This window comes from Shimia sp. R9_2 (assembly GCF_017743735.1).
In the GTDB taxonomy this organism is placed as follows: Bacteria; Pseudomonadota; Alphaproteobacteria; order Rhodobacterales; family Rhodobacteraceae; genus Shimia.
Genome location: NZ_JAGHRO010000002.1, coordinates 457,508 through 471,161, shown reverse-complemented (window position 1 = coordinate 471,161; position 13,654 = coordinate 457,508). Strand labels below are relative to the sequence as shown.

Sequence of the window (13,654 nt, the reverse complement as noted above, 5' to 3'; positions counted from 1 at the left end):
GGTAGGAGATAAGCGATATGGCCAATCTCGAAAGTGATTTTGTAGGGATCAAATCCCCAAACCCGTTCTGGCTCGCATCCGCGCCGCCAACGGATAAGGAATACAACGTGCGCCGCGCCTTTGAAGCGGGCTGGGGTGGCGTTGTCTGGAAGACGCTGGGGGCGGAAGGCCCGCCGGTGGTGAACGTCAACGGCCCGCGCTATGGCGCGATCCACGGTGCGGACCGCCGTCTGTTGGGGCTCAACAACATCGAGCTGATCACCGACCGTCCGCTGGAGGTGAACCTTGAGGAAATGGCGCGGGTGAAGCGGGACTATCCGGACCACGCGCTGATCGCGAGCGTGATGGTGCCGTGCGAGGAGGATGAGTGGAAGCGCATCCTGCCGATGATCGCGGAAACCGGCTGTGACGGCTTTGAGCTGAACTTTGGCTGCCCGCACGGGATGGCTGAGCGTGGCATGGGCTCCGCTGTGGGGCAGGTGCCGGACTACATCGAGATGGTGTCGCGCTGGTGTAAAGAGGCCACCGACCTGCCGGTGATTGTGAAGCTGACGCCCAACATCACCAATATTCTCTACCCGGCCGAAGCGGCGCTGCGCGGTGGGGCGGATGCGGTGAGCCTGATCAACACGATCAACTCCATCACCTCGGTGAACCTTGATGCGATGAGCCCGGAGCCGATGATTGACGGCAAAGGCACCCACGGCGGCTATTGCGGCCCGGCGGTGAAGCCGATTGCGCTCAATATGGTGGCAGAGATCGCCCGCAACCCTGAGACGGCAAAGCTGCCGATTTCCGGCATTGGCGGCGTGACCACATGGCGCGATGCGGCGGAGTTCATGGCGCTGGGCGCGGGCAACGTGCAGGTTTGTACGGCGGCGATGACCTATGGCTTTAAGATCGTTCAGGAAATGATCTCTGGTCTGTCCCAGTGGATGGATGAGAAGGGCTACACCTCCACCGCGGATTTTGTCGGCATGGCGACACCGAATGTCACCGACTGGCAGTATCTGAACCTCAATCACGTGACCAAAGCGGTGATCAATCAGGATGATTGTATCAAATGTGGTCGCTGCTATGCGGCCTGTGAAGACACCAGCCACCAGGCGATCGAGATGTCTGAGGACCGTGTGTTCACCGTGAAGGATGATGAATGCGTGGCCTGTAACCTTTGCGTCAACGTGTGTCCGGTGGAGAACTGCATCACCATGCGCACGCTGGATGCGGGTGAGATGGATGAGCGTACAAACACGCCGGTTGCTGCGGAGTATGGCAACTGGACCAGCCATCCGAACAACCCGACCGCGACGGCTGCTGAGTAAGGCGTCACGACCATATTAAAAAGAAGCGCCGCTGCAGGAGATGCAGCGGCGTTTTGCGTTTGGTGTGAAGGATTTGCGCGGGCGGCGTGCGGCCTCAGACCGAGAGGAGTTTGCGAAACATCTGGTCGAGGAAAGCGTCTGCGCCGTCGAGCACATTGGTTTCGCCTTCGGTCAGCACCCGCACCTGCGCGTCAAAATCGGCGTAGTGCTGCGTGGTGGCCCAGATCGAAAACAACAGGTGGCGCGGCTCGACCTGAGCCAGACGGCCCTCTGCCACCCATTTGCGGATCAGGGTGGTTTTGCTGTCAAAGAGCGGTTTCAGACCGGTTTGCAGATGCGGCGCCATACGCGGAGCGCCTTGCAGGATTTCATTGGCAAAGAGGCGGCTTTCCCGTGGGAATTCGCGGCTCATTTCCAGCTTGCGGTGGACGTAGCTCATGATCTCTTCGAGCGGGTCACCTTCGGCGTCCATATCCTCAAGCGGATCAAGCCAGGTTTCCATCAACTGGTTGAGCAGGGTGACGTGAATGTCTTCTTTGCCGCTGAAATAATAGAGAATATTGGGCTTTGACAGACCGGCCTCATCGGCAATCAGATCGAGCGTTGCGCCGCGATAGCCGTGGCTGGAGAACACTTCGAGCGCGGCATCGAGGATGCGTTTGCGATTGCGTTGCTGGATGCGGCTGGGTTTGCGCGTTTGGGCCTCAGGCATTCGTGATGTTCCATTGCTCTTTGCAAGTGAGGCTACTGGAGGGCGCGGGCGCGGTCCAGTAGCGCAAAGGTTTTGCCGTGCGATTGGTCAGGAAATGGTGCCGATACCGCGCAAAATGATGGCTTTTATGGTGTTTTTTGCCTCTTCCCATTGCGCGTCCGAGAGCGGCGCGCCGTGGTTGAGGGTTTCGATCTGATGGCCGAAGTCGGCATAATGCTGGGTTGTGGCCCAGAGCATATAGAGCAGTTGGCGCGGATCGATTGGCTGCATGCGCCCCTCGGCAATCCAGCGTTCAATCACCTTGATTCTGCCGTTGGTCCAGTCGGTGAGCGTGGTTTCCAGATAATCCTGAATAACTGGCGCGCCGTGCATCACTTCGCTGGCCCAGACCTTGGAGCCGTCCGGGTGGCGGCGGGAGATTTCCATCTTGGCATCAATATAGGCGCCAATGCCGTCTTCGGGCCCTTCGGCGTTGTCAAAGGAATCGGCCGCCTGAAGCCAGATTTCAAAGATGTTCTGAACCACCTGCCGATAGAGTAACTCCTTGGTAGGAAAGTAATAATGCAGGTTTGCCTTGGGCAGACCGGCCACATCGGCAATCAGCTGCATGGTGGCGCCGCCAAAACCCGCCTCGGCAAAGACTTTTTCTGCTGCTGATAAAATCAGCGTTTCCGCCTCTTTGCGACGCAGTTTTTTGCTGTTGGTTGTACGTGTGGAGGTCATGAATGGGGCCTTGAGAAATTTCTTGACCGAATGGTCAGGCTGTGGTGCTCTGAAATTGACCATACGGTCAGGATGGCAGTGAAAGCAAGAGCCCCGCCAGTGAGGGACCGACCCGCAAGGGTCAGGAACCCGGGCCGAAAATAGGGAGTGAAATCATGAGTGCACCCGGTGAAAACCTGAAGGTGAATGGCGACCGTCTTTGGGACAGTCTGATGGAAATGGCCAAGATTGGCCCCGGTGTGGCCGGGGGCAACAACCGCCAGACGCTGACCGATGAAGACGCCGAAGGCCGCGCGTTGTTCCAGACATGGTGTGAGGATGTGGGCTGCACCATGGGGCTTGATACCATGGGCAATATGTTTGCCACATACCCGGGCACGGATCCTGAGGCACTGCCGGTCTATGTGGGCAGTCACCTCGACACCCAGCCCACGGGGGGCAAATATGACGGTGTGCTTGGGGTGCTGGGCGGTCTGGAGCTGCTGCGCACGATGAAAGACCTTGGCATCAAGACCAAACACCCGATTGTTGTGACCAACTGGACCAATGAGGAAGGCACGCGGTTTGCGCCGGCGATGCTGTCGTCGGGCGTGTTTGCGGGCGTTCACACGCAGGACTGGGCTTACGACCGCGAAGATGCGGAAGGCAAGAAATTTGGCGATGAGCTGGCGCGGATCGGCTGGCGTGGCGATGAGGAAGTGGGCGCGCGCAAGATGCACGCGATGTTTGAGCTGCACATCGAGCAGGGGCCTATTCTGGAAGCCGAAGGCAAGGACATCGGGGTTGTCACCCATGGTCAGGGCCTGAGCTGGACCCAGGTGACGATTGAAGGCAAAGACGCGCACACCGGCTCCACCCCGATGCCGATGCGCAAGAACGCGGGCCTTGGCATGGCGCGGATTTTGGACAAGGTGGATGAGATCGCCTTTTCCTATGCGCCCCATGCGGTGGGCGCGGCAGGCCATATCGATGTCTACCCGAACTCGCGCAATGTGATCCCCGGCAAGGTGGTCTTTACCGTGGATTTCCGCAGCCCCGAGCTGTCGGTGATTGAGGACATGGAAGCCCGCCTGAAGGTGGAAGGCCAGAAAATTGCCGATGACATGGGCCTCACGATCTCCTTTGAGAAGGTGGGCGGCTTTGATCCGGTGAAGTTTGATGAGGGCTGCGTGACGGCTGTACGCAATGCGGCGGAGCGGCTGGGCTATAGCCATACCAATATTATCTCCGGTGCGGGCCATGATGCCTGCTGGATCAATCAGGTGGCGCCAACAGCCATGGTGATGTGCCCCTGTGTGGATGGTCTGAGCCACAATGAGGCCGAAGAGATCTCCAAAGACTGGGCGGCAGCGGGCGCGGATGTGCTGTTGCATGCAGTGCTCGAGACCGCGGAGATCGTGGAATAAGCACGGAAGTGCCGGGGGCGCTGTCTCCGGCCACCAAAAACGTGCGGGGGCACTCTCCGCACAGTGATTTGAGTGGGGGCCAGCCCCCACGCACAGGATAGGTGGGGGCCAGCCCCCACACCCCCGGGATATTTCCCGCAAGAGGAAGCCGGGGGGAATTGAGCGCATCATGCGCGGGTTATTCAGGGAGTGAAGACATGGCGACGAAAGTCATTAAAAACGGCACCGTTGTGACGGCGGATCTGTCTTACGAGGCGGATGTTCTGATTGAGAACGGCGTGATCATCGAGATTGGCAAAGGCCTCAAAGGCGACGAGGAGCTGGATGCGACCGGCTGCTACGTGATGCCGGGCGGGATTGACCCGCATGTGCATTTGGAAATGCCGTTTATGGGCACTTATTCCAGCGATGATTTTGAGAGCGGCACGCGCGCCGGTTTGGCAGGCGGTACCACGATGGTGGTGGATTTCTGTTTGCCCAATCAAGGCGAGAGCCTGCTGGACGCGATCAAACGCTGGGACAACAAATCCACCCGCGCGAACTGTGACTACTCTTTCCACATGGCGGTGACCTGGTGGGGCGAGCAGGTCTTCAATGACATGAAGACCGTGATCGAGCAGCGCGGCATCAACACCTTCAAGCACTTCCTCGCCTATAAAGGCGCGTTGATGGTGAATGACGATGAGCTGTTTGCCTCTTTCAACCGTCTAGCGGAGCTGGGCGGGATTGCCATGGTGCACGCCGAAAACGGCGATGTGGTGGCGGAGATGACCGCCAAGCTGCTGGCCGAAGGCAATGTGGGGCCGGAATGCCATGCCTATTCGCGCCCGACACAGGTCGAGGGCGAAGCCACTAACCGCGCGATCATGATTGCCGATATGGCCGGTGTGCCGCTTTATGTGGTGCACACCTCCTGTGAAGAGGCACATGAGGCGATCCGGCGCGCGCGGATGCAGGGCAAGCGTGTTTGGGGCGAGCCGCTCATTCAGCATCTGACGCTGGATGAGAGCGAATATTTCAACCCGGATTGGGACCATGCCGCACGTCGGGTGATGTCGCCTCCGTTCCGCAACCAAAAGCATCAGGACAGCCTCTGGGCCGGTCTGCAATCGGGCAGCCTGAGTGTGGTGGCCACCGACCATTGTGCCTTCACCACCGAGCAGAAACGCTATGGCGTGGGCGATTTCTCCAAGATCCCGAACGGCACCGGCGGGCTTGAGGACCGGATGCCGATGCTCTGGACACATGGTGTGGAAACCGGCCGCCTGACGCCAAATGAGTTTGTCGCCGTGACCTCTACCAATATTGCGAAAATCCTGAACTGCTATCCCAAGAAAGGCGCGGTTCTGGTGGGTGCGGATGCGGACCTTGTGGTCTGGGATCCGGCCAAGACCAAGACGATTTCCGCAAGCAGCCAGCAGAGCGCGATCGATTACAACGTCTTTGAAGGGCAAGAGGTCAAAGGTCTGCCGCGCTTTACCCTGACACGGGGCCATGTGGCGGTGCATGACGGCGAGATCCGCACGCAGGAAGGCCATGGCAAGTTTGTCGAGCGTGAAGCCAACACCACGGTCAACAAGGCGCTGAGCACCTGGAAAGAATTGAGCGCGCCGCGCCCGGTGGAGCGCAGCGGCATTCCGGCCACGGGCGTGTGATGCGCTTAGGCGGGCACCAGATCCTCAAGCTCGGGCAGGAGGCGCACGCTTTCCTGTTCGTGCGGGTCGGTGCGCGCGATGATGGCCACAGCCTCCACCGTGCCGGTGTTGATCGGCAGGTGGGGCACGCCCGCAGGGATATAGACCAGATCGCCCGGATCGGTTTCCATATAGTGCTCAAGCTTTTCGCCCCAGTACATCGCGGCAGAGCCTTCCATCACATAGATCGCCGTTTCATGGCTTTCATGCAGATGGGCTTTGGCGCGACCGCCGGGCGGGATGCGCAGGATGTGCATGCAGATGCCCTGAGCACCGGTGGTTTCGCGGGCAATGCCCTCAAAATAGCTGAACCCCTGTTTGCCGGCATAGGTGCCGCCTGGGCGCAGCTTTTGGCATTTGGTGGGCATGGAAGAAGATGTCATGGGGGCGTGCTCCCGAAAAAGGCAATAATGATATGACTATGACAGATGGGGAGAACGGTGTGTCAACCGTGATCAGCGCCAAGAACCTGAGCCTGACCTTTGAGACCAACGATGGTCCGGTGCATGCGCTCAAGGATGTGAACCTTGATATCAAAAAGGGGGATTTTGTCTCTTTCATCGGGCCTTCGGGCTGCGGGAAGACCACGTTTCTGCGCTGTATGGCCGATCTGGAACAGCCCACGGCGGGGGAGATCACCGTCAATGGGGTGAGCCCTGAAGAGGCGCGCAAGAGCCGCGCCTATGGCTATGTGTTCCAGCATGCGGGGCTTTATCCGTGGCGCACCATTGGCGGCAACATTCGCCTGCCGCTGGAGATCATGGGCGTGGACAAGGCCGAGCAGGACAAGTCCGTGAAAGAGGTGCTGGAGCTGGTGCATCTGGAGGGCTTTGAGAAGAAGTTCCCCTGGCAGCTCTCCGGCGGGATGCAGCAGCGGGCCAGCATTGCGCGCGCGCTGGCGTTTCACGCCGATATCCTGTTGATGGATGAGCCGTTTGGGGCGCTTGATGAGATTGTGCGCGATCACCTGAATGAGCAGCTTTTGGAGCTGTGGGCGCGTACCAATAAGACCATTGGTTTTGTGACGCACTCCATTCCTGAGGCGGTCTATCTGTCGACTAAGATTGTGGTGATGAGCCCGCGTCCGGGGCGCATTCATGATGTGATTGAGAGCACGTTGCCCAAAGAGCGGCCGCTCGACATTCGCGACAGCCCAGAGTTCATCGAGATTTCCCATCGTGTGCGCGATGGCCTGCGGGCGGGGCATGAAAATGACTGAGCTTCACATCAGACGGGCGACGCCTGAGGATGTCGGGGCCATGGCGCAGATTGTCTGTGACTGGGAGGCCGCGACGGAGTGGATGACCTCGCCTTACGGGCCGGAGGAAATCTCCGGGTTTATCCGTGAGGCCATGCCTGAGCGGGAGATGTGGGTCGCGGGGGAACCGATTGAGGGCTATCTCTCCTATGATCCCAAAGCCACCCGTGTCGGCGGGCTCTATTGCCGCAAGAGCGGGCAGGGGCTGGGCAAAGCGCTGATGGACAAGGTGAAAGAGGGGCGTGATTTCCTCTGGCTCACCACCCATGAGCCAAACCTGAAAGCGCAGAAGTTCTACAAACGCGAAGGGTTTGTCGAGGTGAGCCGCCATGATGCGGAGCCGCCAAACACGGTGCGCGAAGTGCGGATGGAGTGGCAGCGATGAGAAATCTTCTTCCGATTTTGACCGTACTGGCCGCGATTGTGGGCATCTGGTGGCTGGCGGTGGCGCCGATGAATGTGCGCCCGGCGCTGGATATTGCCGAACGGGGCGGCGCGGTTGTGGTGCCGGAAGGCTCGGTGGAACGCCGCGATGTGTCGGTCTTTAAGCTGATGCTCGACAACCCGTCGCTGGTGGCTGCGGGCTATGATCTGAAACGTCCACGACTGCCGACACCGGCGCAGGTGGGCAAGGAGCTGTGGAAGACCACAGGCGCGATGATGGCCAAAGGGCGGACCTGGTCCAAACGCTCGCTGATCTATCACGCCTGGGTCACCTTGCAGTCCACGCTCTGGGGCTTCCTACTGGGCACCACCGTGGGCATTCTAGGCGCAGTAGCAATTGTCTACAGCCGTGTGGTGGACATGAGCGTGATGCCTTGGGCGATCATCAGCCAGACCGTGCCGATTGTGGCGCTGGCGCCGATGATCATTGTGGTTTCCAATCAGGTTGGCATTGAAGGGCGCGGAGTGCCCAAGGCGATCATCTCGGCTTACCTGTGTTTCTTCCCGGTGCTGGTGTCCATGGTCAAAGGCTTGCGCTCTCCGACGGGCGAGCAGCTGGATCTCTTAAAAACCTATAACACCAGTGGGTTGCAGAGCTTTCTGAAGCTGCGCCTGCCGGCAAGTGTGCCTTATCTTTTCACCGCGCTGAAGGTAGGCATTGCCGCCGCTTTGGTGGGTACGATTGTGGGCGAGCTGCCAACCGGTGCGATCAGTGGGTTGGGTGCGCGCATCCTGATCGGGGATCAGTTTGGCACGCCGCTGGCGATCTGGTCGGCGCTGGTCTGTGCCGCTGTGCTGGCCGGTATTCTGGTCACCTTGATTGACATCACCCAGCGGGTCACGCTGCGCAAGATGGGGTTCAACTCATGATCTGGATTGTTGCAATGCTGGTGTTTTGGGCGGCTGCCTGGCGCACCAATGTTTGGCTCGCAAACTCGGCTTATGCAGGTATGACGGCGGTGCGCATCTCGGTGCCGGTGCTGTTTGGGATCACCATTCTGGTGCTCTGGGAATGCCTTGTGCGCGGCTTTGGGGTCAGCCAGGTGATCCTGCCGCCGCCCAGCCAGGTGATGGTGGTATTTGCCCAATCCACGGACCTTCTGTGGGTGGATTTTGTACAGACCGTTGTGAAAGGCGCTTTGCGTGGCTTTCTGATGGGGGCGGCGGCGGCCTTTGTTGCGGCGCTGCTGATTGACCGGAGCGCGTTTCTGACCCGTGGTCTGCTGCCGATCGGCAATTTTGTCGCCGCTTTGCCGATTGTTGGCGTGGCCCCAATTCTGGTGAACTGGTTCGGCTTTGACTGGCACTCCAAAGCGGCCGTTGTGGTGGTGATGGTGTTCTTTCCCATTCTGGTGAACACCGTGCAGGGCTTGCGCGCCACGGACGCGATGCAGCGGGATCTGATGCGCACCTATGCGGCGGGTTATTTCCAGACGTTACTGAAGCTGCGTATTCCTGCCGCACTGCCTTTTATTTTCAATGGGTTGAAGATTGCCACAACCCTTGCTTTGATCGGTGCCATTGTTGCGGAGTATTTTGGTTCGCCCACGCGGGGCATGGGGTTTCGTATCTCGACCGGCGTTGGCAGTCTTTCAATAGATTTGGTCTGGGCTGAGATTTTTGTCTCAGCACTTGTGGGCAGCGCCTTTTACGGGGTTGTCGCATGGATCGAAAAACGGGTGACCTTCTGGCACCCATCACAAAGAGGTTGAACAACAACCCAAATGATATTCAACAAGGAGAAACTTGCATGAAACTCTCGACTTCCTCTCTTACGGCTGCGGCCTTTTCCCTGCTGGGGTCTGCCGCACTGGCCGCAGATGATGTGACCCTTCAGCTGAAATGGGTGACCCAATCCCAATTTGCGGGCTACTATGTGGCGCTGGAAAACGGGTTTTACTCGGACGAAGACCTGAATGTGACCATCAAGCCGGGTGGCCCGGACATTGCGCCAACACAGGTACTGGCCGGTGGCGGCGCGGACGTGACCGTGGAGTGGATGCCTGCGGCGCTGGCGGCCCGTGAAAAAGGCTTGCCGATGGTGAACATCGCGCAGCCGTTCAAATCCTCGGGTATGATGCTGACCTGCCGCAAGGATGCGGGCGTGGCGACCACCGATGATTTTGCCGGCAAGACGCTGGGCGTTTGGTTCTTTGGCAACGAGTTCCCCTTCCTGAGCTGGATGTCGCAGCTGGAGCTGAGCACCGATGGCGGCGACGCCGGTGTTGAGGTGCTCAAGCAGGGCTTTAACGTGGATCCGATCCTGAACGGTCAGGCGGCCTGTGTGTCCACCATGACCTACAATGAATACTGGCAGGTGATTGATGCGGGCCTGACCCCGGATGATCTGACCACGTTCAAATACGAAGATCAGGGTGTGGCGACGCTGGAAGACGGGCTTTATGCGCTGGAAGAGAACCTTGCCGATCCGGCCTTTGAGGACAAGATGGTGCGTTTTGTGCGCGCGTCCATGAAGGGCTGGAAGTGGGCCGAGGAGAATCCTGAAGACGCGGCGATGATCGTGCTGGAGTATGACGAAACCGGTGCACAGACCGAAGAGCATCAGGTGCGTATGATGGGCGAGATTGCCAAGCTGACCGCGGGCTCCAACGGCGCGCTTGATCCGGCGGACTATGAGCGCACGGTGGCAAGTCTGATGTCTGGTGGCTCTGATCCGGTGATCACCGCGACCCCAGAAGGCGCCTGGACCCACGCCATCACCGACAAAGCGCTGAAGTGATTGATTCCAGAGCGTTGTGAATGAGGAAGGCCGGGGTGACCCCGGCCTTTTTTGCGTTTTATGGGATCGTCCTGAAAGTCTGAAGCGCTTGGTCTCCGCCTAGGCGCAGGAGGCGAAGCCGACCAGCCCCACCTCATCTTTACGGGCCCTCCCCAAGGGAGGGGGCTTCACCCCCACCCAGGGTCGGGGGCTGGTCTATGTGACCCGTTACAGTCGTTGTAGAGTTGTGGGGCGATGATCTAGCGGATGCGTCTGAGCAGATATTTGGGCAGGCGGAGCAGCAGACGGCGGGCGAGCTCGGGGTATTCCACCTGACCGGCCAGCAGCTGCATATACATCATCCGCATGGTGCCGGAGCGGCGGAAGCTGGCCATAAGCGTCTTCTGCCAGCGTGGGCCAAAGATCACATGGCGCAGGGCGCGGGCGATGCGCAGGTTGCGGTGCATGTCCTTGAGCGCTTTTTTATAGCGGACCAGTGCGGTGTCCGGCACCTGTGCCGCAAGAGCGTCGCAGGCGGCCTGTGCAGCGAGTTGGCCGCTTTTCATGGCGAAAGCGATGCCCTCACCGGTGATCGGATCCACCAGCCCGGCGGCGTCTCCGGCCAGCAGCACAGAGGCGCGCCCGGGGTGGGGGCGAAAATCGCCAAAAGGCAGGTGGTGGCCTTTGACCTTCGCAGCATCGGTCGGCAGGCCCAAGGTGGTGAGATAGGCGGCCATCTGCGCCTTCATATCCGGGTTCTCAGCCCTCAGACCGCCGATGCCCACGGTGGTGGAGCCCTGTTTGGGGAAGGACCAGCCATAGCCCCACTGGGCGGCTGCAAAATCAATGCGCAGGGGCTGGGTTTGCGGGTCTTGCAACGCCAGCGGGGCCTCGATTTCAAGCCCAAAGCCGATGGTCTGGGTGTCAAAAGCCGCGCCAAAGAGGTGTTTGGCGACAATCGAGCTGACTCCATCCGCGCCGATCAGCACGCGGCAGGTCAGGGTCTCGCCATCGCGGAAGGTCACGGAGCTGTCGGTGAGCGTCGCCACAGGACGGCCGGTGAAATCCTGCGCGCCCGCAGCCAGCGCATGGCCAAACATCTGCGCGTCAATGTCCAGCCGCATGGTCAGATGCAGGGGCGGGATGCCTTCGAGCTTGGCCAGCTCTTTGCCCTCATACCAGAGGGCGCAGTTGTGGCGGGTGACCGCTTGGGACAGGTCAGGCTCTTGCCCAAAAATCTCGCGGAAATAGCTGCGGCTGCGCTCTGTGAAGAGGCCGCCACAGAGTTTGCTGCGTGGAAAACGCGACTTGTCCACCAAGGCCACCCGCAAGCCTTGTCCGGCAGCCCAAGCGGCCGCCGCACTGCCTGCCGGACCGGCACCAATGATGATGATGTCAAACTCTGTCATGCTTTATCCCTCGGTTTGCTTCTATCAGCTTTTCCCTCCGAGGCCAGATGGATACGGTGGCGCAGCAAGTGAAAGGACCAGCCCATGACCGAAGAGAAACAGCCCGCAGGCGAAGCGACATTGCGGGTGCTGGCGATGCCGGCGGATGTGAATGTGAATGGGGACATCTTTGGCGGCTGGGTGTTAAGCCAGATGGACATCGCGAGCGGGATCATCGCGGCGCAGCGGGCCAAGGGCCGTGTGACCACGGTGGCGGTGGATGCGATGAAATTTATCCGGCCGGTCGGGGTGGGGGATATCCTTTGTGTCTGGGCCTGGGTCGAGCGGGTTGGCCGCAGCTCTATGGCGATCAAGATTGAAGCCTGGGCGGTGCGTCACCGGCAGGGGATTTCGGAAAAGGTGACGGAGGCGGTCTTTACCTATGTGGCGATTGACGAGGATGGCAATCCACGGCCTGTGCCTGAAGAGGAGACATCTTGGCCGGGTGCCTGAGTGGCGCTTCCATCTGAGACATGGGCGTTTGCCGCGTGAAGGCGGGGTGGCAACGGGCGGCGCACGGTGGATTGGCCGCGCGTTAAAGGCTTGGCGCTGACATGGGCGCAAAGGAGAGCGCCATGTCAGAAGAGATCCGCCCGCCACATCGGCCCAGCCGCCGCGCCGCCCAAAGCGCGGTGATCAAAGGCACCAAGGCGCAGCGACAGGCGCGGGCGGCATTAGGGCGGAACCTCTTGATGCTGACCACGGAAAGCTGGGTCACCTCGGCCCTGCGGGAGGCGGTGCCGGAGGCGTGGCATCATCTGGAGCAGGATCTGGAGGTTCAGGAGCGCAAGGAAAAGGTGACGCTGTACCTCGATAAATCCGTGGCGCGGTTTTATCGGGCGATGGGCAAAGGCTATCAGGCGCGCATCAATCGGCTGTTGGCGACCTGGGCGCAGATGAAGATCGCCGAAGAGCTGCATATTGATGCGGCGATGGACGAGCAAAGCGGCAGTACAGAGGCGGTGCAAAGCCAGCTGTTGGGGCCGCAGTCAGCTGGGCCGGAAACGAACGCGCCGTGAGTGGTGGCGAAATCAGGCTTTGTGCAGCGTGATCTCTTCGCGTTCGTCTTCGGAGCGGCGCAGGGCACAGGCCAGATAGGTCAGGGCAAACACCGCCAGCGGGAAGCCCAGAGAAAAGCCGAAATAGGTGGCGATGCCGGTCCAGACACCTGCTCCCAGCACAAACACCTGGATCAGGCCAATAATGAAACCTGCGATACTTCCGGGTATGAAAACTGCGAGTGCCATGGGGTGTCCTATCACGGTGTGCCTCGTCATTATTTCGGTTAAATAGGGCGGAAGTAGGGCCTGGCAAGGGCTTTGATTTTTCCGGTCGGCGCAAATTTGCCCAAGTTTTAGGAGCGTCAGATTTTCCTTATTTTACGCAATGGGTTGGCGGATGAGCGGATTGTTGCAGCCCAGGTGTCGATCAGCGTGGCGGCGGCTGCAGTCAGGGTTGCGGCGGTAAAAAGGCCGGTGGCGATCCAGCCAAAATGCCAGAGCTGCCCGGCGAGTTGGTCTTCGGCATAAGAGGCCGCAAACTGGAGCTGACCGTATTTTGCGGCCCCAAAGGCAAGCGCTGTGGCGAGCAGGAAAGCGACAGTCAGCGGGAGCGTGTTGAGGCGCAGGCCCGCCAAGGTGGCCAGCAGCAGGCCAAGGGGCGCGCCAATCAGTAGGGTCTGCTGGCTCCACCACGGATGGGCGCCGAGCGGGCGGGCCACATCGACAAGGATGAGCACGGCCATGAGGAGGGTGGCGGCGAGGGCAGGGATCAGGTGGCGCATGGTGTGTCTCCAATGTTGGTATGGAGTTGGGGATGCGCGGGGATGCGGGGAAGGGTTGTTACAGAGGGATGGCGGGGGTGTGATGGGGTGTGTTTTGGGGCGCGGGCGCGTGGTGCGCAGTACCACCAGCCTTTTTTTAAATATT

The 13,654-nt window shown here is 59.9% G+C and carries 16 protein-coding genes; 10 read left to right on the top strand and 6 right to left on the bottom strand.

Annotated elements, in window-relative coordinates; translation table 11 throughout:
* Window positions 1–17: 17 nt before the first annotated feature.
* Entirely contained in the window at window positions 18–1,322 is a 1,305-nt protein-coding gene (gene preA, locus J7400_RS06820) for an NAD-dependent dihydropyrimidine dehydrogenase subunit PreA (RefSeq protein ID WP_209061125.1), read from the top strand.
* A gap of 94 nt (window positions 1,323–1,416) precedes the next feature.
* Here preA and J7400_RS06815 read toward each other — a convergent pair whose 3' ends face one another.
* The gene (locus J7400_RS06815; protein WP_209061123.1) at window positions 1,417–2,034 is read right to left on the bottom strand and encodes a TetR family transcriptional regulator C-terminal domain-containing protein; all 618 of its coding nucleotides are present in this window, start codon (window positions 2,032–2,034) and stop codon (window positions 1,417–1,419) included.
* An 87-nt stretch (window positions 2,035–2,121) separates the two neighbouring features.
* Window positions 2,122–2,757: a TetR/AcrR family transcriptional regulator gene (locus J7400_RS06810; protein WP_209061121.1), complete on the bottom strand. Its 636-nt coding sequence runs from the start codon at window positions 2,755–2,757 to the stop codon at window positions 2,122–2,124.
* A 155-nt stretch (window positions 2,758–2,912) separates the two neighbouring features.
* Between J7400_RS06810 and J7400_RS06805 the strand changes: the two genes are divergently transcribed.
* Window positions 2,913–4,163, top strand: a complete 1,251-nt coding sequence (locus J7400_RS06805) for a Zn-dependent hydrolase (RefSeq protein WP_209061119.1) — start codon at window positions 2,913–2,915, stop codon at window positions 4,161–4,163.
* A 197-nt stretch (window positions 4,164–4,360) separates the two neighbouring features.
* Window positions 4,361–5,818, top strand: coding sequence for a dihydropyrimidinase (gene hydA / locus J7400_RS06800; protein ID WP_209061116.1), 1,458 nt, complete (start codon window positions 4,361–4,363; stop codon window positions 5,816–5,818).
* Between the two features lie 5 nt (window positions 5,819–5,823).
* Here hydA and J7400_RS06795 read toward each other — a convergent pair whose 3' ends face one another.
* Complete coding sequence (locus tag J7400_RS06795) at window positions 5,824–6,240, bottom strand: cupin domain-containing protein (RefSeq protein ID WP_247738653.1); 417 nt, start codon at window positions 6,238–6,240, stop codon at window positions 5,824–5,826.
* Window positions 6,241–6,272: 32 nt separating this feature from the next.
* Here J7400_RS06795 and J7400_RS06790 point away from each other — a divergent pair, with 32 nt between their 5' ends.
* The 5 genes from J7400_RS06790 to J7400_RS06770 are packed head-to-tail and all read left to right on the top strand — an operon-like array spanning window position 6,273 to window position 10,299.
* Window positions 6,273–7,076 carry an ABC transporter ATP-binding protein gene (locus tag J7400_RS06790; RefSeq protein ID WP_247738652.1) on the top strand — a complete coding sequence of 268 codons (804 nt, stop codon included), beginning with the start codon at window positions 6,273–6,275 and terminating at the stop codon, window positions 7,074–7,076.
* Window positions 7,069–7,500, top strand: coding sequence for a GNAT family N-acetyltransferase (locus J7400_RS06785; RefSeq protein WP_209061114.1), 432 nt, complete (start codon window positions 7,069–7,071; stop codon window positions 7,498–7,500). Before J7400_RS06790 ends, J7400_RS06785 begins: the two co-directional genes overlap by 8 nt.
* Entirely contained in the window at window positions 7,497–8,429 is a 933-nt protein-coding gene (locus J7400_RS06780) for an ABC transporter permease subunit (RefSeq protein WP_209061111.1), read from the top strand. The genes J7400_RS06785 and J7400_RS06780 overlap by 4 nt, the downstream gene beginning before the upstream one ends.
* Window positions 8,426–9,271 (top strand): ABC transporter permease, encoded by an 846-nt coding sequence (locus J7400_RS06775; RefSeq protein ID WP_209061109.1) that lies wholly within the window; start codon window positions 8,426–8,428, stop codon window positions 9,269–9,271. Before J7400_RS06780 ends, J7400_RS06775 begins: the two co-directional genes overlap by 4 nt.
* A 38-nt stretch (window positions 9,272–9,309) precedes the next feature.
* A complete protein-coding gene (locus J7400_RS06770; protein ID WP_209061106.1) occupies window positions 9,310–10,299 on the top strand; it encodes an ABC transporter substrate-binding protein in 990 nt (329 codons plus the stop codon).
* A gap of 239 nt (window positions 10,300–10,538) precedes the next feature.
* Here J7400_RS06770 and J7400_RS06765 read toward each other — a convergent pair whose 3' ends face one another.
* Window positions 10,539–11,687 (bottom strand): geranylgeranyl reductase family protein, encoded by a 1,149-nt coding sequence (locus J7400_RS06765; RefSeq protein ID WP_209061104.1) that lies wholly within the window; start codon window positions 11,685–11,687, stop codon window positions 10,539–10,541.
* An 84-nt stretch (window positions 11,688–11,771) separates the two neighbouring features.
* Between J7400_RS06765 and J7400_RS06760 the strand changes: the two genes are divergently transcribed.
* Together J7400_RS06760 and J7400_RS06755 are read left to right on the top strand one after the other, a co-directional pair.
* Window positions 11,772–12,179, top strand: a complete 408-nt coding sequence (locus J7400_RS06760; RefSeq protein WP_209061102.1) for an acyl-CoA thioesterase — start codon at window positions 11,772–11,774, stop codon at window positions 12,177–12,179.
* 122 nt (window positions 12,180–12,301) lie between these two features.
* Window positions 12,302–12,745, top strand: coding sequence for a BrnA antitoxin family protein (locus tag J7400_RS06755; RefSeq protein WP_209061100.1), 444 nt, complete (start codon window positions 12,302–12,304; stop codon window positions 12,743–12,745).
* 12 nt (window positions 12,746–12,757) lie between these two features.
* On the opposite strand, the gene J7400_RS06750 is transcribed toward J7400_RS06755, so the two are convergent.
* On the bottom strand, window positions 12,758–12,973 hold the full coding sequence (locus tag J7400_RS06750) for a hypothetical protein (protein ID WP_209061097.1): 216 nt from the start codon (window positions 12,971–12,973) through the stop codon (window positions 12,758–12,760).
* Between the two features lie 116 nt (window positions 12,974–13,089).
* On the bottom strand, window positions 13,090–13,509 hold the full coding sequence (locus J7400_RS06745) for a hypothetical protein (RefSeq protein ID WP_209061096.1): 420 nt from the start codon (window positions 13,507–13,509) through the stop codon (window positions 13,090–13,092).
* Window positions 13,510–13,654: the final 145 nt, after the last annotated feature.